14 protein-coding genes, 1 tRNA gene and 1 pseudogene are annotated in these 21581 nt (G+C 72.0%); 10 read left to right on the plus strand and 6 right to left on the minus strand.

Annotation, left to right across the window (positions count from 1 at the left end; all coding sequences use genetic code 11):
- The first annotated feature begins 197 nt into the window (after positions 1 to 197).
- Positions 198 to 3356: a S8 family serine peptidase gene (locus F6W97_RS07645; protein WP_155369390.1), complete on the plus strand. Its 3159-nt coding sequence runs from the start codon at positions 198 to 200 to the stop codon at positions 3354 to 3356.
- A 210-nt stretch (positions 3357 to 3566) separates the two neighbouring features.
- Here F6W97_RS07645 and F6W97_RS07650 read toward each other — a convergent pair.
- Together F6W97_RS07650 and F6W97_RS07655 are read right to left on the minus strand one after the other, a co-directional pair.
- A tRNA-Pro gene (locus F6W97_RS07650) sits at positions 3567 to 3640 on the minus strand.
- A 58-nt stretch (positions 3641 to 3698) separates the two neighbouring features.
- Complete coding sequence (locus tag F6W97_RS07655; protein ID WP_155369391.1) at positions 3699 to 4574, minus strand: metallophosphoesterase; 876 nt, start codon at positions 4572 to 4574, stop codon at positions 3699 to 3701.
- A gap of 72 nt (positions 4575 to 4646) precedes the next feature.
- Here F6W97_RS07655 and F6W97_RS07660 point away from each other — a divergent pair, with 72 nt between their 5' ends.
- Positions 4647 to 5102, plus strand: coding sequence for a GatB/YqeY domain-containing protein (locus tag F6W97_RS07660; protein ID WP_155369392.1), 456 nt, complete (start codon positions 4647 to 4649; stop codon positions 5100 to 5102).
- A 68-nt stretch (positions 5103 to 5170) separates the two neighbouring features.
- On the opposite strand, the gene F6W97_RS07665 is transcribed toward F6W97_RS07660, so the two are convergent.
- A complete protein-coding gene (locus tag F6W97_RS07665) occupies positions 5171 to 7558 on the minus strand; it encodes a penicillin-binding protein (protein WP_196279023.1) in 2388 nt (795 codons plus the stop codon).
- 524 nt (positions 7559 to 8082) lie between these two features.
- Here F6W97_RS07665 and F6W97_RS07670 point away from each other — a divergent pair.
- Positions 8083 to 8379 carry a WhiB family transcriptional regulator gene (locus F6W97_RS07670; RefSeq protein ID WP_120317452.1) on the plus strand — a complete coding sequence of 99 codons (297 nt, stop codon included), beginning with the start codon at positions 8083 to 8085 and terminating at the stop codon, positions 8377 to 8379.
- Between the two features lie 76 nt (positions 8380 to 8455).
- Here the strand turns inward: F6W97_RS07670 and F6W97_RS07675 are convergent, their stop codons facing one another.
- Genes F6W97_RS07675 through F6W97_RS07685 form a run of 3 tightly spaced genes read right to left on the minus strand, consistent with a single transcriptional unit; the run spans position 8456 to position 11595 of the window.
- Positions 8456 to 9580 (minus strand): ArsA family ATPase, encoded by a 1125-nt coding sequence (locus F6W97_RS07675; RefSeq protein ID WP_155369394.1) that lies wholly within the window; start codon positions 9578 to 9580, stop codon positions 8456 to 8458.
- Between the two features lie 9 nt (positions 9581 to 9589).
- Positions 9590 to 10576, minus strand: a complete 987-nt coding sequence (locus F6W97_RS07680) for an ArsA family ATPase (RefSeq protein ID WP_155369396.1) — start codon at positions 10574 to 10576, stop codon at positions 9590 to 9592.
- A gap of 20 nt (positions 10577 to 10596) precedes the next feature.
- Positions 10597 to 11595: an Rv0361 family membrane protein gene (locus tag F6W97_RS07685; RefSeq protein ID WP_155369398.1), complete on the minus strand. Its 999-nt coding sequence runs from the start codon at positions 11593 to 11595 to the stop codon at positions 10597 to 10599.
- Between the two features lie 134 nt (positions 11596 to 11729).
- Between F6W97_RS07685 and F6W97_RS07690 the strand changes: the two genes are divergently transcribed.
- The 7 genes and pseudogenes from F6W97_RS07690 to F6W97_RS07720 all read left to right on the plus strand — a co-directional run bounded on the left by F6W97_RS07690 (position 11730) and on the right by F6W97_RS07720 (position 21249).
- The gene (locus F6W97_RS07690; RefSeq protein WP_120317449.1) at positions 11730 to 11888 is read left to right on the plus strand and encodes a DUF4177 domain-containing protein; all 159 of its coding nucleotides are present in this window, start codon (positions 11730 to 11732) and stop codon (positions 11886 to 11888) included.
- Positions 11889 to 11924: 36 nt separating this feature from the next.
- On the plus strand, positions 11925 to 12386 hold the full coding sequence (locus F6W97_RS07695; protein WP_155369399.1) for a RidA family protein: 462 nt from the start codon (positions 11925 to 11927) through the stop codon (positions 12384 to 12386).
- Positions 12387 to 12564: 178 nt separating this feature from the next.
- Positions 12565 to 13266: an MBL fold metallo-hydrolase gene (locus tag F6W97_RS07700; RefSeq protein ID WP_155369401.1), complete on the plus strand. Its 702-nt coding sequence runs from the start codon at positions 12565 to 12567 to the stop codon at positions 13264 to 13266.
- A 7-nt stretch (positions 13267 to 13273) separates the two neighbouring features.
- Complete coding sequence (locus tag F6W97_RS07705) at positions 13274 to 16885, plus strand: adenylate/guanylate cyclase domain-containing protein (RefSeq protein ID WP_155369403.1); 3612 nt, start codon at positions 13274 to 13276, stop codon at positions 16883 to 16885.
- Positions 16886 to 16888: 3 nt separating this feature from the next.
- Positions 16889 to 17698 (plus strand): annotated as a pseudogene (locus F6W97_RS07710) (serine/threonine-protein kinase); the annotation flags it as partial.
- 255 nt (positions 17699 to 17953) lie between these two features.
- The gene (locus F6W97_RS07715; protein WP_155369405.1) at positions 17954 to 19231 is read left to right on the plus strand and encodes a carboxyl transferase domain-containing protein; all 1278 of its coding nucleotides are present in this window, start codon (positions 17954 to 17956) and stop codon (positions 19229 to 19231) included.
- Positions 19228 to 21249, plus strand: a complete 2022-nt coding sequence (locus F6W97_RS07720; protein ID WP_155369407.1) for an acetyl/propionyl/methylcrotonyl-CoA carboxylase subunit alpha — start codon at positions 19228 to 19230, stop codon at positions 21247 to 21249. The genes F6W97_RS07715 and F6W97_RS07720 overlap by 4 nt, the downstream gene beginning before the upstream one ends.
- The last annotated feature ends 332 nt before the right edge of the window (positions 21250 to 21581 follow it).

Here is a 21581-nt window from a genome sequence, read left to right on the forward strand (position 1 = left end):
GGCCACTGCCTTGATCGTGCTCGCGCGGTGCGATGCCCGGTCCGCCCGACGCGATGCGCCGATGCGCGAACAGGATCGCCTGCCGATGCGCCTGGTCCAGATGATCCTCTATTGGCCGAACGTCGGTTGTGCCTGCCACGGGAGCCTGCCAAGCTGCTGCGGCGCCTTGTGCGCACAGACCTCACGGGGAGGATTTCGTGCGGATCCACCGACCGCTTGCGGCTGCTTTCAGCGCCGTACTCCTCGCCTCGCTCACATCGGCGGTTCCCTCCGGCGCGAACGCGCTGACCGCTGCGACGCAGGCGAATCAACTCACCACGTTCACCGACGACCAGGGCCGCAAGGTCACCCGGTTGCCGAACGGCCGCGAAGTCACGCACCGGGCGGCAATCAGCCCTGGCAAGCGGAAAGCCGTTGCCAACCAGCCGAAAACGGTCCTGGTCAAGCTGCGGTCCGGCGCTTCGACGGCCGACCGTGACCGGATGCTCGCGGCGATCGGCGGCAAGCTCGCCCGGACACTCAGCAACGGCTACCTGAAGATCACGACCGCCGGGTCCGCCGACGCCGCGATCACGAAGCTCGGCAAGGATCCCGCCGTCGCCACGGCGGAGTACGACCGGGTCCGCTACCTGACCGCGACGCCGAACGACACCTATTACGGCGAGCAGTACGCCCTGTCGACCATCCGTATGCCGTCGGCCTGGAACCTGCTGAAGTCGGCGTCCAGCGTCGTCGTGGCAGTGGTCGACACCGGTGTCGACACCGGCCACCCGGACCTCGTCGGCCGTACCGTCGCCGGATACAACGCCGTCAGCCCGGGTGCGAGCGTGGCCGACACGGCCGGCCACGGAACGTTCGTGAGCGGCATCATCGCGGCCAACACCAACAACAGCGCCGGCGTCGCCGGCGTCACCTGGAACGGCCGCGTCATGCCGATCAAGGTCTTCGACGGCGAGTACGCGAGCGACTCCGATGTCGCCGAGGGCATCACCTGGGCCGTGGACCACGGCGCAAAGGTGATCAACCTGTCACTCGGCGGACCGGGCGGCAGCACCGTGATGCACACCGCGGTCAAGTACGCCGTGAGCAAGGGCGCCGTGGTGGTCGTCTCGTCCGGCAACGAAGGCAACGACGTGCCGCAGTACCCGGCGGCCTTCCCTGAGGTCATCTCGGTCGGCGCCACCGACGACAGCGGCCGCCTCACCGACTTCAGCTCGTTCGGCGAGCACCTGGACATCGTGGCGCCCGGCTTCGACGTCTTCTCGACCTTCCCGCGTGCCGCCGACTGCAACCCGTCGTGGTGCTACGGCTGGTGGTCGGGCACCTCGTTCTCGGCACCGATGGTCTCGGGTGTCGCCGCACTGCTCAAGGCCAAGAACCCCAGCTGGACCCCGGCCCAGATCATCGACCGGCTGAAGTCCACCACCCGCGACGCGGGACCCCGCGGCTTCGACCCCTACTACGGCGCGGGAATGCTCGACGCGTACGCGGCCCTCGGCGGCACGACGGGCAGCGTGTTCCCGCAGCTGTCGGCCGGTACGTCCGAGCCGAACGATGTGCCGGCCCGCGCGACCACGGTTCCTGCAGGTTCCAGCGTCACCGCCACCATCGCCGTCGAGGGCGACGTCGACTGGTACAAGGTCGTGCTCGCCCAGGACGGGACGCTCACGGTGCGGGCCACCCCGCCCGCCCACGACGAGGCCAGGCCGCAGAACGTCGACATCGTGCTCGGCGTGTACGACGCGACGCTGCACATCATCGGACACTCCGACGGCTCGGCTCCGGGCAATGCCGAGGAGGTCTCGAAGCTGATGCCGGCCGGCACCTACTACGTGAAGATCGAGAATTTCAACGGCTCGGCTGACGCGAGGAACTACACGCTGAGCACCTACTTCACGGTCCAGCCGCCCGCCGTCGTGCCGCCGTTCGCCAGCCCGAGCAGCCACATCTTCGGCAACTCCTTCACCGACGCCGTGGCGATCGGCGACGTCAACAACGACCGGCGTCCGGACATCCTCGTGGCGACGTCGGCCTACAACGACCCCGCGACGGACAACAAGGTCCTCGTCTCCACGCAGAAGGCCGACGGCACGTTCAACCCGGCGGTCGGCTACGCGCCCGCGGGCGGCGGATCGCCCAGCGTCGCGGTGCTCGACGGCAACGGTGACGGCAAGAACGATGTCTTCCTCGGCACCGGCAACGGCGTCCAGATGCTCGCGCAGAACGCGGCCGGGACCCTCGACGCCGGCCTCCAGGTCTCCGACGCCCAGGGGCACGTCGATCTGACCGCGGCCGATTTCGACAAGGACGGCGACAAGGACATCGTCGCCTCCGGCGCGGGGATCTTCCTGCTCACGCAGGGCCCCGCCGGCACCTTCACCAAGACCCAGGTCGCCACGGACAACGAGGGCAACGGGGAGGTCGAGGTCGGCGACCTCGACAACGACGGCCGGCTCGACGTCGTCTCGTTCAACAGCAGCAGCAAGTTCGCAGTGCATCTCAACGCCGTGGCCGGGTGGACCCACACCAACTACTCGACCACCAACACGGTGCCGATCCGCGGGATCGCGGTCGGCGACGTGACCGGCGACGGTCTGGACGACGTCGTCTCGGTCACGTACGCCGTCGACCCGAGTCCGCTCGACGTCTTCAAGCAGCAAGCTGACAAGACGCTCACGAAGTCGCAGACGATCAACACGGGCGTCAACGCGATCGGTGTAGAGCTCACCGACTGGGACAAGGACGGTCGACTGGACGTCGTCGCCACCTACAACAGCGGTCCGGTCCGGCTCTTCCGGCAGCAGTCCAACGGGACGCTCGGCGCGGGTCAGGACTCGCCGATGTCCGTGGCGCAGTGGCCCTCATCGGACTGCCTCGTCCTCGGGGACCTGAACGGCGACACCTACCCCGACGTCGTCACGGCGGTCAACTACTACGCGGGCTACTCCGTGGCGTACAACTCGAAGGGGGCGCTGCCACCTGGCGTGACGCTCCCGGTCGGGGCGCAGGACTGGGTGTGGTCGACCAGCGTGGCCGATTTCTCGGTCGGCGCCGCCACCGCCCGTCCCACCACGAAGGTGACCGTCACGATGGCGGCCGGGCTGGACCCGGCCACGGTCAACGGCCAGACCGTCAAACTGTTGCGCGGCAACACGGGAGTTCCCGTGCCGGTGAAGGTCAGCTACGACCCGGCCACCCGCAAGATCACGCTCTACCGCACGATGACCTCGGCCGACGGCTTGGTCCGGTACCTGCCGCTCACCGAGAGCGGGGTCGCGTACCGGGTGGTTGTCGGTGCCGTCCGCGACACGGACGGGCGCGCCAACCCCGGCTACAGCTTCTCGTTCGTGGGCTGACCGGCGAAACAGCAGCGGGCCCCGCACCCTTCCGGGTGCGGGGCCCGCTGGTTTCTGCGGAGCGTGAGGGACTCTCTGACGGGGCGGACAGGCGCGATGTGACCGTCGACTTTCAAGATCTTCTCCCCGGTTTCTCGCAGAGCAGATCTTGAAACGGTGAGGGCCGGTCTCCCTTGGCGGAAGACCGGCCCTCACCTGCACTTACCTCGGTCGGGGTAGCCGGATTTGAACCGACGGCCTCTTCGTCCCGAACGAAGCGCGCTACCAAGCTGCGCTATACCCCGAAGCGGTGCTCCGAAATACTAGCTGACCCGGTCCCCGGCTCCAAAACGGGTATCCCCCTCAGCGTGGGATGAGCGTCAGCAGGGTCGCCTCCGGGCGGCAGGCGAAGCGCACGGGAGCCGTCGGATGGGTGCCCAGACCCGCCGACACGTGCAGCCAGGCGCGGTCCCAGCGGTGCAGCCCGCGGGCCATTCTGCGGTCCAGGCCGCAGTTGGTGACCAGCGCGCCGACGCCCGGCACCCGCACCTGTCCGCCGTGGGTGTGCCCGGCCAGCAGCAGTTCGAAGCCGTCGGCGGCGAACGCGTCGAGGACCCGGGGCTCCGGGGCGTGGCTGAGCGCGATGCGCACCGCGGCGGCCGGGTCGGCCGGTCCGGCGGGGTAGGCGTCGAGGTCGATGTGGGGGTCGTCGACACCGGCCAGGTCGACGACGCGGCCGCCGGCCTTGAGGGTGGCGCGGTTGTTGTTGAGATCGGCCCAGCCCGCGTCGAGGAAGGCCGCGCGGAGGTCTTCGGTGGGCAGCTCGACGCCGTGCTCGTACTCGCGGTCCTCACGGAAGTAGCCGAAGGGGCTCTTCAGCACCGGGCCGCTGTAGTCGTTGGAGCCGAAGACGAAGGCGCCGGGCAGCTCCAGCAGCGGCTCGTACGCGGCGAGCACGCCGGGCACCGCGTCCGGGTGGGCCATGTTGTCGCCGGTGACCACGACCAGGTCGGGGTCGAGTCCGGCCAGCTCGCGCACCCAGCGCTGCTTGCGTAGCTGCTTGGGGGTCAGGTGCAGGTCGGACAGGTGCAGCACGCGCAGCGGCTCGGCCTCGGGGGCGAGCAGCGGCACGTCGTAGCGGCGCAGCGTGAACCAGTTGCGTTCGATGAGCGTGCCGTATGCCAGCGTGCCCGCGCCGACCACGACGGCGCCCAACGCGATTTTCCCGAGCGGACCCATGAGGCTAAGAGTAGTTTCATCGCCCGGGGGCACCACAGTGCCGTCGGATGTGCGGAGCACGGAGAGGTGGGTATGGGCACCCTGAAGGAGCGCCTGACCGAGGACATGCGCTCGGCCATGAAGGCGCGGGACGAGGTCGTGACCGGCACGCTGCGGATGGCGCTGGCTGCCGTCGGCGTCGCCGAGGTCGCCGGCAAGGCCAAGCGTGAGCTGAACGACGAGGAGGTGCTCGCGGTGCTCGCCAAGGAGGCGAAGAAGCGCCGGGAGGCCGAGACGGCGTTCGCCGACGCGGGCCGTGCCGAGCAGGCCGCGAAGGAGCGTGCCGAGGAGGAGGTGCTGGCCCGGTATCTGCCGAAGCAGCTCACCGACGCCGAGATCGCGCAGCTGGTGTCGCAGACGCTGGCTGCGGGCGGTTTCAGCGGCATGGGGTCGATGGGCCCGGCCATGAAGGCGGTGCAGGCCGCGGTGGCCGGTCGCGCCGAGGGCGGCAAGGTCTCCGCGGAGGTACGCCGCCAGCTGGCCGGCTGACTTCTGAACTGAGCAAAGGGCGAGGCCCCGTTCGCGTGGTGCGAACGGGGCCTCGTCTGCTGGACGGGTCAGCCTCCCGGCGGTGGCGGGTTGCCGGGTCCGTTGCCTGGCTTGGGGGCCTTCGTGCCGTTACTGATCTCGATCGTGACGGGGCCCTTCTTGATGGTGCGCCCGCTCGGCGTGGTGCCGGCCACCATGCCCTTCGCGCACTTCGAGTCGACCTGCTCGGTGGCCACGTCGACCTCGAAGCCCTTGGCGCGCAGGATCGCCCGGGCCTCGGCCACCGACTTGCACTCCACCGAGGGGATGGAGATCTGGTCGCCGTACGCGATCTTGCGGCTGGGCTTGGTGAAGGCGACCGCGGGCTTGCCCTTCATGTAGTCGCGCAGTGTCTTCTGCACGGCCGGGTTGACCGTGTCGTGGTCCATGCCCGTGTCGAACGCCCAGTCCGGGTTGGTGAGGAAGCCGGAGACGGTCAGCTGCTTGGTGGACAGCGTCAGAGTCGCCGAGCGGTCCTTGTCGGTGGTGCCGGACTTGCCGGTGATCGGCTTGCCGACGATGCCGCGGGAGGTGCGGTTGGTCGCGTGGCCGTTGCACTCGCGGAAGGCGGAGTCGTCGCCACCCGGGCAGCGCCCGGCGTCGACGGCCGCGCGGGCGATGTCCGGCGCGATGACCTGCTTGCAGCGCTTGTCGGCGACGGAGAGCTTGTTGCCCTTGATATCGGTGATCGACTCCACCGGGGTGGGCTCGCAGTACAGGCCGTCGGCGACGATGGTCGCGTACGCGTTGGCGAGTTGCAGCGGCGTGGTGGCGGAGACGCCGAGCGTGAACGCGCCCCACTGGCTGGCGTTGTTGGAGTAGCCGAGGTCGTCCTGATTGGTGTTGGGCTCGTCGTGGAACGTGATGCCCATCTTCTTGGCCACGTTCACCACGTTCTGGATCCCGGCCATGATCGCCAGTGGGACGAAGAAGGTGTTGACGGAGCTGCCGAAGCCGGTCCACATGTTCTGGATGGCGCCGCCGCCGCCGCTGGCGCAGTAGTAGCCGTTGCAGTTGGCGTCCGAACCGCTGACCGGGAACTTGGTGATGAACTGCTTCTTGGTCGCGATGCTGGTGGCCAGCGGGTAGCCCTTCTCCAGGGCGGCCACGATGGTGAAGATCTTGAACGCGGAGCCGGCCTGGTAGCCGGTGAACCCGTCACCGCCGGTCATCAGCGGGTTGGTGGTGTTCGGGTAGGTGCCGAGGACCTTCTTCGCCCTTTTCTTCGGGTCCGAGGAGAGGCCGTTCTGCGGCTTGGTCTTGCTGTCGAGCTTGAAGTTGCGGTTGACCGCCAGCGCCCGCACCTTGCCGCTGCCCGGCTCGATCGCGGCCAGCATCAGCGCCTTGTCGTTCTTCGTCGAGATCTGCGCGGCGATGTTCTTGTTGGCGGCGTTCTGGGCGATCGGGTCCAGCGAGGTGACGATGCGGAAACCGCCGGACTTCAGGGTGCGCTCCCGGTCGTACGCGGTGGTGCCGAACACCTCCTGGTCGTTCCACCAGCGCTGGAAGTAGTCGCAGAAGAAGCCCCAGGCGTTCTTGGTCGCCTGCACGCAGCCGTTCGGAGTGATCTTGCCGACGACGTTCAGCGCCTCGGCCTTGGCCAGCGTGGCCTGCTGCTCGGTGAGCGCGCCGGTGCCGACCATCTCGCCCAGCACGTAGTTGCGGCGGTCGACGGCGAGCTTCTCGCCCGAGCGGGTCTCCACACTGAAGTCACCGGGGAACTTCACCAGCGCGGCCAGGAACGCGGCCTCGGCGGCGGTCAGCGTCGCGGGCTCCTTGCCGAAGTAGACCTGCGCCGCGGCGTAGATGCCGTATGCCCGGTTTCCGAAGTATGCGGTGTTGAGGTAGCCCTCGAGGATCTGCTCCTTGGACATCCGCTGCTCGATGGCCATCGCGTAGCGCATCTCGCGGACCTTGCGCTTGGTGGTGTCCTCGGTGGCGTCGACGACCTCCTGGGCGGTGTCGGCCGAGTACGAGATGGACAGCCGGACGAACTGCATGGTCAGCGTCGAGGCGCCCTGCTGGACGTCGCCGGCCTGCTTGTTGGCGACGAAGGCGCGGGCGATGCCCATCACGTCGACGCCGTTGTGCTCGTAGAACTTCTGGTCCTCGGCGGCGAGGATGGCCTGCTGGACGATCTTGGGGATCTCGGCGATCGGCAGGTCGCGCCGGTTCTCGTCGTACATGGTCGCGATCAGCGTCTTGCCGTCGTTGGCGTAGACGTAGCTGATCTGGGGGGAGCGCTTGACGACCAGCTCGTCGGGGAGCTGACCGAAGGCTTCACCGCCCGCCTTGGCGGCCAGACCGGACAGTGCCACCGCGGGGAATGCGGCCGCAGCCACCACCACTCCGGCTAGCAGGCCGCAAATCAGGAGAGATGCGGCGTTGGCCAGTATGTTGTGGTCGCGCTTTCGCATCAGGGTCACCGCCTCAGGTTACGTGAGCAGGTTTCGGTGTCGCGTGCCGCACCATACCGGTTCAGGCTGCGTGGGCAGGGTGCGGCGCAGTGACGCCCCCGTCGCCCGCAACCGTTCCGGGCATGTGTTCGTTGTCCAAGACGCACGACCCCTGGCGTGTGGTTGCGTCGCCCCGGTCACGAGATGTCCCCCCGGACATCCTGGCCGCCCCGTTACTCGCATATCGACGCTCCGCCGCGGGCCGCCGGACCCCCGTCCGGGCCCGCGGGCGGACGTCACCCCCGGCGCGCGTACTCGCTGCTCAGGTACTGGCTCACGCAGTAAAAGACCTTTTTCCGCCATTTTGGCTGACAACGTTGCGTAATCGTCTGACTACGGAGCATGATGGGCGGGCGAGTAACGCACACCGTTCGCGTCGGTTCGGGGGAACCATCGGGGGGATGTGCCCTGCTCAGCGGACCATTGGTCTGCCGAAAAGGGCAAGTCGCGAGCGGTGAGGGGAACGTCAGGGGGGACGTGGACACATGGGCATGGTCAACGATTGGCCCAGTCTCGCGGCGTGCCGGAACGGAGATCCGGACGCGCTGTTCGTTCAGGGCGCGGAGCAGAACGTCGCCAAGAGAGTCTGTCGCGGGTGCCCGGTTCGGTACGAGTGCCTGGCGGACGCACTCGACAACCGCATCGAGTTCGGCGTCTGGGGCGGCATGACCGAGCGGGAGCGCCGCGCACTGCTGCGCCGCCACCCGCACGTGGCGAGCTGGAAGCGCGCTTTCGAGGTCGCCATGCAGGAGCAGGACCGCCGTGAGCTGGTCCGTGTCTGACTGATTACACCCATCTCATCACCGAAGGGCCGTTTCTGCCGGATCGGCGGGAGCGGCCCTTCGGTTGCCTCCGTGCTCACTCGGTGCGTTCGGCCAGGGCCGCGCCGATCGCCCGCAGGCCCGCCAGATCGTGCACGTCGGTCGGCTGCGCCGGCACGTAGGCGACCGGCACCAGCGGGAACTCGTCGGTGAAGCCGGTCGAGACCTCGGTCTCCCGGGCCACCTGCCGCATCAGCAGGGCGTGCACCTGCAGCGCCTGTGCCGTCAGGGTGTGCTCCGCGTATTCGGCGGACAGCTTCTCGGCCGCCTCCGCGCTGTCGGCCGCCGACAGGTCCGGCAGCTCCGACCGGTGCACCCGGTTGAGCACCAGCCCGGCCAGCGGCATGCGCTCCGCGCCCAGCCGTTCGGCGAAGTAGGCGGCCTCCCGTACCGCGTCCGGCTCCGGGGCTGCCACCACCAGGAACGCGGTCTGCGGATCCTGCAGCACCCGGTAGGTCCGGTCGGCCCGCTCGCGGAACCCGCCGAACGTCGAGTCCAGGGCGGACACGAAGCCGGACAGGTCGGTCAGCAGCTGCGCGCCGAGGATCTTCTGCACCGCCTTGGAGAACACCCCGAACGAGGCGGTGACCAGGTTGAACATGCTCTTGCCGCCGGCCCGCGCGGGCACCATCAGCAGGCGCAGCATCCGGCCGTCCAGGAAACGGCCCAGCCGGGCCGGCGCGTCCAGGAAGTCCAGCGCCGACCGGGACGGCGGGGTGTCCACCACGATCAGGTCCCACCGGTCGGTGGCCCGCAACTGGCTCAGCTTCTCCATCGCCATGTACTCCTGCGTGCCGGAGAACGTCGAGCTCATGGCCTGGTAGAACGGGTTCGCGAAGATCTCCTTCGCCCGCTCCGGCGCGGTGTGGCTGAGCACCACCTCGTCGAAGGTGCGCTTCATGTCCAGCATCATCGCGTGCAGGTCGCCGTCGCCGGACAGCCCGTCCACCGGGCGCGGGGTGTTGTCCAGCTCGGTCAGGCCCAGCGACTGGGCCAGCCGCCGGGCCGGGTCGATGGTCAGCACGACGGTACGGCGGCCGTGCTCCTCGGCGGCTCGCACTGCCAGGGCCGCGGCGGTGGTCGTCTTGCCGACCCCGCCCGAACCGCAGCAGACCACGATGCGTACGCCGGGATCAGCCAGTAGGGCGTCCACGTCGAGCATGTGCTCAGCCTAAGGGGCGGGGCGCAGCAGCCCGGCGAGGTGCCGTACACCGGCCAGGTCCACCCCGTCCGGCAGCAGCGGCAACTCGACCACCGGGCGGCCCAGGGTCGCCAGCTCGCCGCGCAGTTCCTCCTCCAGCGCGCGGCGCGCCAGGTGGTCGCGCGACTCGTCGAGCAGGGCGGTCACCGTACGCCGGTCGACCGGCAGCCCGGCCGCGGCCAGCCCGCGCTTGAGCTCGGCCTGGGTCACCCGGCCCTCGTCGAGCAGCGGCGGGCGGGCGCAGTTCACGATGATCTTCCCGACGCCGATGCCGAGCGCGGACAGCTCGTGCAGCGCGTCCGCGGTCTCCTGCACCGGCATCTCCTCCAGCAGGGTGACCACGTGCACCGAGGTCATCGGCGAGCGCAGCAGCGCGGCCACGCCCTCGCTCTGCGACTTGATCGGGCCGAGCTTGGCTAGCTTCGCGGCCTCCGCGGTGACGTTGAGGAAGCGCCCGATCCGGCCGGTGGGCGGCGCGTCCAGCACCACCGACCGGTACACCCGGCGGCCGCTGTCGTCGGTGCGGGTGGTGGCCTCCTTCACCTTGCCGGTGAGCAGGATGTCGCGCAGGCCCGGGGCGACGGTGGTGGCGAAGTCGATCGCGCCCAGCTTGCGCAGCGCCCGCCCGGCAGCCCCCATCCGGTAGAACATCTCCAGGTATTCCAGCAGCGCCTCCTCGGGGTCGACGGCGAGCAGCCGCACGTCCACCCCGGCGTCGCCGAGCCGGCGCTCGGCGTACGGCAGCGGCTCCAGCTCGAACAGCTGGGCCAGGCCCTGCCGCCCCTCGACCTCGACCAGCAGCGTGCGCTGCCCGCCCGCGGCCAGCGCGAAAGCCAGTGCGGCGGCGACGGTGGTCTTGCCGACGCCGCCCTTTCCGGTCACCACATGCAGCCGGGCCGGCCAGGCAGTGTCATGTGCACTGCGCCTGGCCGGCCCGTCGTTACCGTCGTCTCGCACCCCTCGATGGTGCCAGGTGGCTACTTGACCTCGCAGACGAACCAGCCCTCGTGCTTGACGAGCGTCAATGTGAGCTTCTGCTCGGACATCTTCTCGTCGCTGGTGACCAGCTTGATGGTGACCTCGGCCGTCGCCTGGGTCGCCGTCTCGCCGGAGATCTTCGGGGTCTCCCAGGTGAAGTTCGGGCCCTTGAGCTGGGCCGTCTGGGACTTGATCTCAGCGATCTTCGCGTCGATGTCCTTGCGGTCGCGGGCGTCACCGCAGACCAGCTTCTCGGCCGCGGCGGCGTTGCCGCCGTTCTTGTAGACCGCGGTGAGGAAGTTCTGCGTGGCGTCCTTGGCCGACGTCGCGCCGGTGCCCTCGTTGTTCTGGGCCAGCAGCACGTACGCGCCGATGCCGCCGCCGCAGAGGAGCAGGAGCACACCGAGCACGATGCCGATGATCAGCGGCGCCTTGCTCTTCTTGACCGGGGCGGCCGGCACGCCGGGTGCGCCGGGGTAGGTCATGCCCGGGTAGGCCGGCTGGCCGGACACCGGGTACGCGGGCTGGCCCGAGGTCGGGTAGGCCGGCTGCCCCGAGGTGGGGTATGCGGGCTGGCCCGAGGTCGGGTACGCCGGCTGGCCCGGGGCCGGGTAGCCGGGCTGCGCCGGGTACGCGGGCTGGCCCGAGGTCGGGTACGCGGGCTGGCCGGAGACCGGGTAGCCGGCCTGCGGCGTGGTCGGGTAGGCCGCAGTCGGCGGCGTCGGGTACCCCGCGGTCGGCGGGGTCGGGAACGCCGGCGCGGGCGCGCCCGAGACCGGGGAGGGGGCGCCGGACACCGGCGGGTTCTCGGCGATCGGCAGCGTGGCCGGGGCCTGCTGGGCCGGGGTCGGCTCGGCCTCGGGCGGCAGCGGCACCGCGGGCTGCGGCGTCGTCGGCGGCGTCACCGTCTGGGACGAGAACGGGTCCGACGGCGGCGGGTACGCCGGCTGCGTCGGCTGCGGCGCAGTCGGCTGCTGTTCGTCGTGCGGCTGGGTCATGCGATCTCCCCTGGTCTTCTTTACGAGGCCGCGACACTCAGCTGCCCCCGCGGCGGCTCAGCTTAACCGCACCTCGCACCCTGTCGCAGCAGGGATCGACCAGGGAGATCCTCCCGGCACGTTAGGTTATGGCCATGACGAAGTGGGAGTACGTCACCGTGCCTCTGCTGGTCCACGCGACCAAGCAGATCCTCGACAACTGGGGCGCCGACGGCTGGGAGCTGGTCCAGGTCGTGCCCGGCCCCAACCCCGAGCAGCTGGTGGCCTACCTGAAGCGGCCGAAGTCCGCCTGAGCACAACCCCGCGGACACGCGGTGAAGGAGACAAAGATGTCTGACCCGTACGAAAAGCTTGCTGAGCTCGGCCTGAAGCTGCCCGAGGTGGTCCCGCCGGTGGCGGCGTACGTGCCGGCGGTCCGGTCCGGCGACCACGTGTACGTCTCCGGCCAGCTGCCCATGGCCGACGGCAAGCTGATGGCCGCCGGCAAGGTCGGCGCCGAGATCAGCCCCGAGCAGGCGAAAGAGCTGGCCGCCCGATGCGCGCTCAACGGCTTGGCCGCACTTGAATGGCTGGTCGGCCTGGACAAGGTCGTCCGAATCGTCAAGGTGGTGGGCTTCGTGGCCTCCGCGCCCGGCTTCACCGGTCAGCCGGGCGTCATCAACGGGGCGTCCGAGCTGTTCGCCGCGGTCTTCGGGGAGCAGGGCAAGCACGCCCGCAGCGCCGTCGGCGTCGGCGAGCTGCCGCTGGGGACCCCGGTCGAGGTCGAGCTGATCGCCGAGGTCCGCGACTGACGTCGCCGCACCGTTCTTCATAGACGTTGGCCTATCTGGAGGAGTTCGATCGCGAATTTCTCATCCAGATAGGCCAACGTTTATATAAAGCCGGGTGGGGCGCGCGGGCGGGGCGGGGGACGAAACCTGACCACCGTGGGAGCGGGCGACCGGCGCGCGGCTCAGTAGAGTTCTCGGCATGACGGCGCGGCTGACCTCGGAGCTCCTCCCGGCGTGGGTGACCTGGCTGCGGGCACCCAACCCCGGCCCGATGACCCTCGACGGCACGAACACCTGGCTGCTCGCCGACGGCACCGTCATCGACCCCGGCCCGGACGACCCCGCCCACCTCGACGCGATCGTCGCGGCCGGGCCGGTGCGCCGCATCCTGGTCACCCACGGCCACCACGACCATGTGGAAGGTGTGGCCACCCTGGCGGCGATGACCGGCGCGAGCGTCGGCGAGGCCCCGGACTGGCTGACCGTGCTGGACACCCCTGGACATACCGCTGATTCAGTGTGCTTCGTCGCGGAGCGCGACGGGACCAGGGTCGTGTTCACCGGTGACACCATCCTGGGCCGCGGCAGCAGCGTGGTGGCCTGGCCCGACGGGGACGTGGGGGCCTACCTGGCGAGCCTGGACACGCTGACCGGCTACCCCGTGCCGGGGCTGCCCGGACACGGTCCGGCGCTGCCGAACTGCGCGGTGGCCGCGGCCTGGCTGCGGGCCCACCGGCTGGAGCGCCTCGACCAGGTGCGTAACGCGCTGAAGCAGGGCGCGCGCACCCCGGAGGAAGTGGTCGACCTCGTCTACGCCGACGTCGACCCGGGGATCCGCTTCGCGGCCGAGTGGACCGTGCGGGCACAACTGGCGTACCTGGCGACGTTGAGCGAGCTGTGAAGCTGTCATGACCTGTCCTGTCTGCGGGACCGTCCCGGTGCCGGCGGCCCGCTTCTGCCACCACTGCGGGGCTGCCCTGCCCGCGGCGGCGACGCTGCCCGCCACCGAGCGCCGGGTCGTCACGGTGCTCTTCGGCGACCTCTCCGACTTCACCTCGTGGTCGGAGGAGCGCGACCCGGAGCGGGTCGGCGCGGTCACCGACCGGGTGCTGTCCGCGCTGGCGGGGGCCGTGAAGACGTTCGGCGGGCACGTCGACAAGCTGACCGGCGACGGCATCATGGCCGTGTTCGGGGCGCCGGTGGCGCACGAGGACGACGCCGAGCGGGCCGTGCGGGCCGCGCTGTCGATGCAGCGGGCCGTGCGCCGGGTGCTCGACGACGAGCGCGGCGGCGGCGCGCCGACCGGGCTGCGGCTGGGGCTGAACACCGGGCCGGTGGTCGCGGGCGTGCAGGCCGGGCTGGAGTACACGGTCATCGGCGACACGGTGAACACCGCCGCCCGGCTGGCCGACGCGGCCGCCGTGGGCGCGGTCTACGCCGGGGCGCGCACGGTGGCGGCGACCGGGTCCGTGGCGGGCTGGCGCAACCTGCGTCCGCTGCGGTTGAAGGGCAAGCGCGAACCGGTCGAGACGTACGAGCTGCTGGGCCTGCACGACGCCCGGGGCAGCCGGGCGGGGCTGGGCGAGGAGGGCCCGTTCGTGGGCCGCGAGCCCGAGCTGGGCCGGGTCGCCGGTCGCCTGGCCGAGGTCGTGGACCGCGACGAGCCGCGGGTGCTGGTGTTCACCGCCGAGGCGGGCATCGGCAAGACCCGGTTCGCCACCGAGGTGGAGCGCTTCGCCAACGGGTACGAAGTCAGTGCCGGCCGTTTCGCGGCGCGCACCCAGGCCCGGGTGCTGTCGGTGCGGTGTGCCGCCTACGGCGAGCGCCGCCGCCTCGCGCCACTGTCCGACCTGGTCAGACTGGCCATCGGCCTGCCCGCCGACTCGGCCACCGCGGTCACCCGGCAGGTCGCCGACGAGCGGCTGCGCCGGCTGACCACCCGGCTGACCCAGCGCAGCGAGCCCGGCAAGCCGGTCAGCGTGGACGTCGACGCGCTGCTGTCGCTGCTCGGCTACGCCGACCCGAACGAGCTGGCGCAGTGGCACGGGCTGTCCGGGGACGACCCCGAGCAGCCCGGCCGGGAGACCGCCACGCTCGCGGTCGCCGTGGCGCGGCTGCTGGACGCGCTGGCCACCGAGTCGCCGCTGGTCGTGATCGTCGATGACCTGCACGACGGCACCCCGGAGACCCTCGACGCGCTCGGCGTCACGCTGGAGGCGCTGACCGGGCCGGTGCTGGTGCTGCTGCTGGGCCGCCCCGAGCTGGTGCGCCGGGCCGGGCAGCTGACCCGGGTCGCCGACGCCGAGGCGAACACGCTGCCGCCGCTGCGCGGTGCGGACGCCGCCCGGCTGCTGACCGCCTACCTCAAGGGCGGGCGGCTGCCGCAGGCCGACGAGGACCGGCTGCTCACCACCGCCCAGGGCAACCCGTTCTACCTGGCGGAGCTGACCACCCTGCTGATGGAGCGCGGCGCGCTGACGAAGGCCGGCGCGCAGTGGCGGCTCACCCCCGGCTCGCTGGGCAACCAGCTGCTCTCCCGCGACCTGGCCGCGGTGCTCGCGGCCCGTATCGACGCGCTGCCCACCGAGGCGCGGGCGGTGCTGCGCGACGCGGCCGTGGTCGGTGATGAGGTGCCCACCGGCGCGCTGGAGGCGCTGCGCGAGCGCCGCTCCGGCCGGGACGGGCGGCCCGCCGCCGTGGTCGCCGTGGAGCTGGAGCGGGCCGTCGACGAGCTGCTGCAACGCCGCATGCTGCGCCGGGTGCGGGGCGGGTTCGCCTTCGCCACCCCGCTGCTGCGCGAGGCCGCGTACGGCGGCGTCGGCAAGGCCGACCTCGCCGACCGGCACGCCTTCCTGGCCCGGTGGGCCGCGCCCGGCGAGCCGCCGGTCCAGGTGTCCACGGGCCGTGCCGTGCCGGGGCTGACCGGGGTGACCGAGGCGATGCGCGACGCCTTCGTGGCCGAGCACGCCGAACGCGCCACCCGCCTGGCCGACGCCGTACGGCTGCGCCCCGACGTGCCCGCCCGCCAGGTGGCGCCGCTCGGCGTGGCCGCACTGGGCCGGGCAGCCCGCCGGGCGGGGCAGTCCGGCGAACCCGCCGAGGCCGTCGCCTACGGCGAGCGCGCCGCGCGGCTGGCCCCCGGCGCGCTGCCAGTGGCCGACCGCCTGGTGCACGCCCGCTCGCTGCTGCAGTACGGCCGGATCGCCGAGGCGCTGCACGACGCCGAGAAGCTGGTCACCGATGCCACCGACGAGCCGCGCACCCGGGCCGGGGCGCTGCTGCTGGCGGGCCGGGCCCACGTGTCGCAGGGCGACCCGCACCACGCCTACCGGCTCTGGTCGGAGGCGCTGACCACGGCCACCGACGCCGAGCTGCCCGGCGAGCGCGCCGAGGCGATGCGCCGGCTGGGCATGGCCGACTTCCTCGGCGGGCGGCTGGGCGACGCGTCCAGCCGGTTCGCCGGGGCGTACCAGATCGCGGTCACCGCGGGCGACCGCAAGTCGCAGGCCTGGTCGCTGCAGAACCTGGCCTGGGTGACCACCACCCGCGGCGACTTCGCCGGCGCGGACGCGGCGCTGGCCCGCGCGGCCCGGCTGTTCGCCGAGGCCAAGGACCCGGTGGGCCGGGCCTGGCTGCGCGGCACGTCCGCGTTCGCCCGGCTGCTGTCGGGCCGGCTGACCGAGGCGCTGCGCCTGGCGCACGTGTTCCTGCCGTTCGGGGAGCGCGTCGGCGAGGCGTGGGCGGTCGGCACGCTGCGGGCGGTCGCCGCGTTCGCCGCCGCGGAGCTGGGCGAGCTGGGCGAGGCCGACCGCGAGGCGCGCCGTGCCTACCGCGACTTCGCCGCCGCCAAGGACGTCTGGGGGCGCGGCTTCGCGCTGGTCGCCCGGGGCGTGGTGGCGCGCGGGCTGGGGGAGTACGGCCACGCCGAGGACCTGCTCGGCGAGGCGCTGGAGGAGGGCGAGAAGGTCGGCCATCCGCTGCTGGTGGGCATGGCCGGCACGGTCCGCGGCTTCGTGGCGCTGGACCGCGGCGACTTCGAGGCCGCCGAGCTGGACGCCCGTTCCGTGCTGACCATGGTGTCGCCGTACGGCGTGCTCGACCCGGCCCGGGTCGGCCCGCGGGCGCTGCTGGGCGCGGCGCGGCTGGCCGCGGGCGACACCGCGATGGCGATCAGGCTGCTGACCCCGGTGGCCGCCGCGCCGCACGCGCCGTCCATGCTCTACTCCCGCCGCCAGGGCGTCGCCCTGTACGCGGACGCGCTGCTGGCCGCCGGCCAGGTCGAGGAGGCGCTGGCCGCCGCGGAGCTGGCCGAGTCGCTGCCCGCCGTGGACGTGCGCAGCCTGGTGCGCTCCGCGGCGTCGTACGCCCGCGTCCTGGCCGCCGCCGGAAAGGACGAACAGGCGCTGGTCGCGGCCGAGCGGGCGCGCGTGCTCGCGGACGGGACCCAGCAGACGAGCGAACGTGCCGTTGCATTGGCGACATGGGGTGCCGTCACGTCGGGGCGAGGCGCTACCGTCTAGCGCGTGAAGCACACCCCGACCGCGTTCCCGGACATCCCCGGGCTCACCGATCTGTCGCTGCTCGCCGTCGGCGGCTACGCGACGATCTTCCGGGCTGTCCAGGAGTCGGTCGGCCGCGAGGTCGCGGTCAAGGTGGAGAACCGCACGGTCGACACCGATCGCGACCGCTCGCGTTTCCTGCGCGAGGCGCGGGCCGCGGGCAAGATGTCCGGCCACCCCCACGTGGCCGACCTGTTCGACGCGGGCCTGACCTCGGACAACCACCCGTACCTGATCATGGAGCTGTACGCGGGCTCGTACCAGGACCGCATGCCGCTGCGCCCGCACGAGGTGCGCGACCTCGGCGTCAAGATCGCCGACGCGCTGGCCGACGCGCACGAGCGGGGCGTGGTGCACCGCGACGTCAAGCCGGCGAACATCCTGATCAGCCACTTCGGCGAGCCGGCCCTGGCCGACTTCGGGCTGGCCATCCTCGCCGAGATCCGCGACCCCGACATCACGCTCGACGTGATGACCCCGGCGTACGCGCCGCCCGAGGCGTTCCGCCGGGCCGAGCCCGCACCGCCCGGTGACGTGTACGCGCTCTGCGCCACCCTGTACGCGCTGCTGCGCGGCGCCCCGCCGCGCTGGGAACGCGACCACCCGCCCGGCCTGCTCACGCTGATCGAGATGTTCGCGCTGCCCGTGCCGGACCTGCCCGAGGTGCCCGCCGCGCTGTGCGCCATCCTGCGCCAGGGCATGGACAACGACCCCGGCGCCCGGCCCACCGCGCGGGCGCTGGAGGAGCTGCTGGCCGCCGTCGACCTGGACGGCCCGGCGCAGGAGGACACCTCGACCGTCGACGTCTCGAACGTCGGCCCGTCCGAGGTCCCGCCCCAGCGCCAGGGCTTTTTCGGCAACCTCATCGACAAACTCTTCCAGTGATCGAATAGGCGCCCGCACCTGCGTGGATACGTCACCCGCCCTGGGGTGTAAGGCACGACGCGCCGCCGGGCGCGTGTCGCCCTCCTTGAACCACTCGTTGCTCTGGTGTCAACAAGCGGTGGAGCACCGAGGAGCAGGTTCACCATGGCGACTCTCGACACCGCGCTGGACCCCCGCGCGCCCTCCTTCCTGGACAACCGAAGCACCGCCCAGGCGGCCCTGCGTGCGCTGGAACAGGCGCACGGGCAGGCCCGCGACGGCGGCGGCGAGAAGGAGGTGACCAGGCACCACGCCCGTGGCAAGCTGCTGCCCCGCGAGCGCATCGAGCTGCTCGTGGACTCCGACACCGCGCTGCTGGAACTCGCCGCCACGGCGGGCCGCCCAGCGGGGGAGCCGGTCGGCGCCGGGCTGGTCACCGCGCTGGGCGTGGTCGACGGCATCGAATGCATGATCATCGCCAACGACCCGACCGTGTACGTCGGCGGACCCGCCCAGGCGGGCCGGGCCAAGTTCGCCCGCGCCGTGGAGCTGGCCGACCGGCACCTGCTGCCGCTGGTGCTGCTGCTGGAGTCGACACCCGAGGAGCAGGGCCGGGCCGGGGTGCCCGATCCCTGCTTCGCGCGGCTCGGGCGGATGGCCGCGCCGGTGCTCTGCGCCGTCTTCGGCCCGCTCGACGCCTGGCTCGCCCCGCTGCCCGGCCTGGCCGACCACGCCATCACGGTGCGCGGGCGCGGCGACGCGGCCCGGATGGACATGGTCGCCGAGGACGAGCGCGACGCGCTGCGCATGGTGCGTCAGACGGTGCGCCGCCTGGTCACCTTCCAGCGGGGGCCGCTGCCCGGCGCGATCGAGCCGCCACGGTACGAGGCGGAGGAGCTGCTCGCCGTGGCCAGCGCCGACCCGTCCGCGGTGACCGACCCGCGCGAGGTGCTGGCGCGGGTGCTCGACGGCTCCGACCTGGACGAGTTCCGCCCCCAGCGGGGCGGCGCGCTGCTGGCCGGCTTCGGCGCGGTGCACGGCCACCCGGTGGCGGTGCTCGCGGCGGCCGGGCCGGTGATCGACCCCGACAGCGCCGACAAGGGCGTGGAACTGGCCCGGCTGGCCGGCAAGGCGGGCGTGCCCGTGCTCGTGCTGGCCAACCCGGCCGGGCACATTCAGCCGGACAGCTCCGCGCTGCTGCTGCGGGCGCTGGCCCAGGCCGACCGGATCACCCTGGTGCTGGGCACGTCACCCGGGTCCTGGGCGCTGGCCGGGCCCGGCTTCCGGTTCAGCTGGCCGGTGGGCGAGGAGTCCACTGAGCCGTACGACGGTGTGATCGACCCGCGCGACACCCGGACCGTGCTGGGCATCTGCCTATCGGTGAGCGCGTCGCCGGCCCGCAGGGCACCCGGCAACGCGCCTGAGCGTGAGGTGGCGTCATGATCCGCAGACTGCTGGTGGCCAACCGGGGCGAGATCGCCCGTCGCATCTTCGCGACCTGCCGGGCGGTGGGGGTGGAGACCGTCGCGGTCTACTCCATCGCCGACACCGACTCCCCGTACGTCGCCGAGGCCGACTATGCCGTGCAGCTGCCCGGCTCCGCGCCGAGCGCGACCTACCTGCGCGGCGACCTGATCATCGCGGCGGCCCGCAAGACCGGGGCCGACGCGATCCACCCGGGCTACGGCTTCCTCGCCGAGAACGCCGACTTCGCCGCGGCGGTGGTCGACGCCGGGCTGACCTGGGTCGGACCGCCCTCGAAGATCATTTCCGTGATGGCTTCCAAGATCGACGCGAAGGCGCTGCTGGCCGAGGCCGAGGTGCCGGTGCTGCCGAGCTGGACCGATCCGTCCGCGGTGGACGAGTACCCGGTGCTGGTCAAGGCCGCCATCGGCGGCGGCGGCCGCGGCATGCGCATCGTGCGCGACGCCGAGTCGCTGGGCGAGGCCGTCTCCTCGGCCCGGCGCGAGGCGTTCGGCGCGTTCGGCGACTCGACCGTGTTCTGCGAGCGCTACGTCGAGCAGGCCCGCCACATCGAGGTGCAGATCGCCGCCGACCAGCACGGCAACACGGTGACGCTGGGCGAGCGGGAGTGCTCCATCCAGCGCCGCCACCAGAAGATCATCGAGGAGGCGCCGTCCCCGGCCGTCTCCCCTGAGCTGCGCGAGAACCTGTGCGCCGCGGCCGTCCTGGTCGCGGAGGCCATCGGCTACGTCGGCATCGGCACGGTCGAGTTCCTGCTCAGCCCCGACGGGGAGTTCTACTTCCTGGAGATGAACACCCGGCTGCAGGTCGAGCACCCGGTCACCGAGTGCGTCACCGGGTTCGACCTGGTGCGGCTGCAGATGTACCTGGCCGAGGGCGGGCAGTTGCCGTTCGCGTCCGCGCCGCCGATGCGCGGGCACTCGATCGAGGTCAGGCTGTGCGCCGAGGACCCGGCCAGCAACTGGCTGCCCGCCACCGGGCAGGTGCACCGGTTCGAGGTGCCCGAGGTCTCGGCCCAGTTCCGGCCCATGCTCCAACCCGGCATCCGGGTCGACTCCGGCGTCGAGCCCGGCACCGTCGTCGGCGTGCACTACGACTCGCTGCTGGCCAAACTCGTGGCCTGGGCGCCCACCCGGTACGAGGCGGCCCGCATGCTGGCCGGCACGCTCGCCCGTACCCGCATCCACGGCCTGGTCACCAACCGTGACCTGCTGGTCCGGGTGCTGCGGCACCCGGCGTTCCTCACCGGCCAGATCGACACCGGCCTGCTCGACCGGCAGCCCGAGGTGTTCGCGCCGCTGCTGTCCTCGGTGGAGGCCGTCCGGCTCAGCTGCCTGGCCGCGGCGCTGGCCGCCGCCGCCCGGCGGCGGGCCGCGGCCCCGGTGCAGCGCGGCATCCCGTCCGGCTGGCGCAACGTGCCCACCGGAGCCCAGACCGTGGTGTACGACGGCCCCGCCGGCCCGGTCGAGGTCGGCTACCGCCTCGACGGCACCGGCGCGCTGGCCCAGTGGTGGGTCCGCGCCGTCGACCCCGAGGAGCTCGACCTCGCGGGGCTGGGCCAGGTCGGCCCCGTCGACGACCACCCGCCCGTCGCGGTCGTCTCGGCAGCACCGGACGAGGTCGTGCTCGACGTGGCCGGCATCCGGCTCGCCCTGCACGTGCACGAGGTCGGCGAGACCGCGTACGTCGACAGCGCCGAGGGCTCGCTCGCCCTGCGCCGCCTGCCCCGCTTCCCGGAACCGGTGCAGGAGCTGGAGGAAGGCTCGCTGACGGCCCCGCTGCCCGGGGCTGTCGGCCGCGTCCTGGTCGCCCCCGGCCAGCGCGTCGGGGCCGGCGACCTCCTCCTCACCCTGGAAGCGATGAAGCTGGAGCACCCCGTGCACGCCCCCGCCGACGGCGTGGTCGCCGCGGTCAACGTCCGCCCCGGCGTCCTCGTCGACACCGGCGCCCTCCTCGCCGTCCTCACCCCCGCCTGACCCTCTCTCCCGCGCCTCGGCCACCCGGCCCGGTACGGTGCCCGCCGCAACCTTTGAAGACTCGCGCCCTCAGGAGCCTCCTGAGGGCGCGAGTCTTCAAAGGTTGCCGACTGCCCCGGGACTCGGCCCTTGGCGGCGGTCCCTGGCGGCTGGAGTGGTCCGGTGGCCCACGGTGGGCGGCCCGTAGGGCGCGCGGGAGGGGTGGGGGTGGGCGCCCGGGGGACGAGAAAGGACGTCCCCCGGGCCGGACTGGATGGTGTCCGGTCCTGGGGACGTCCTCGGTGGTGCTGGGGCCAGCGCGGTTCTTCGGTCAGCGAAAGGGTCTCGCGCTG

The sequence above is a fragment of the Catellatospora vulcania genome, assembly GCF_009720385.1.
Lineage (GTDB): Bacteria > Actinomycetota > Actinomycetes > Mycobacteriales > Micromonosporaceae > Catellatospora > Catellatospora vulcania.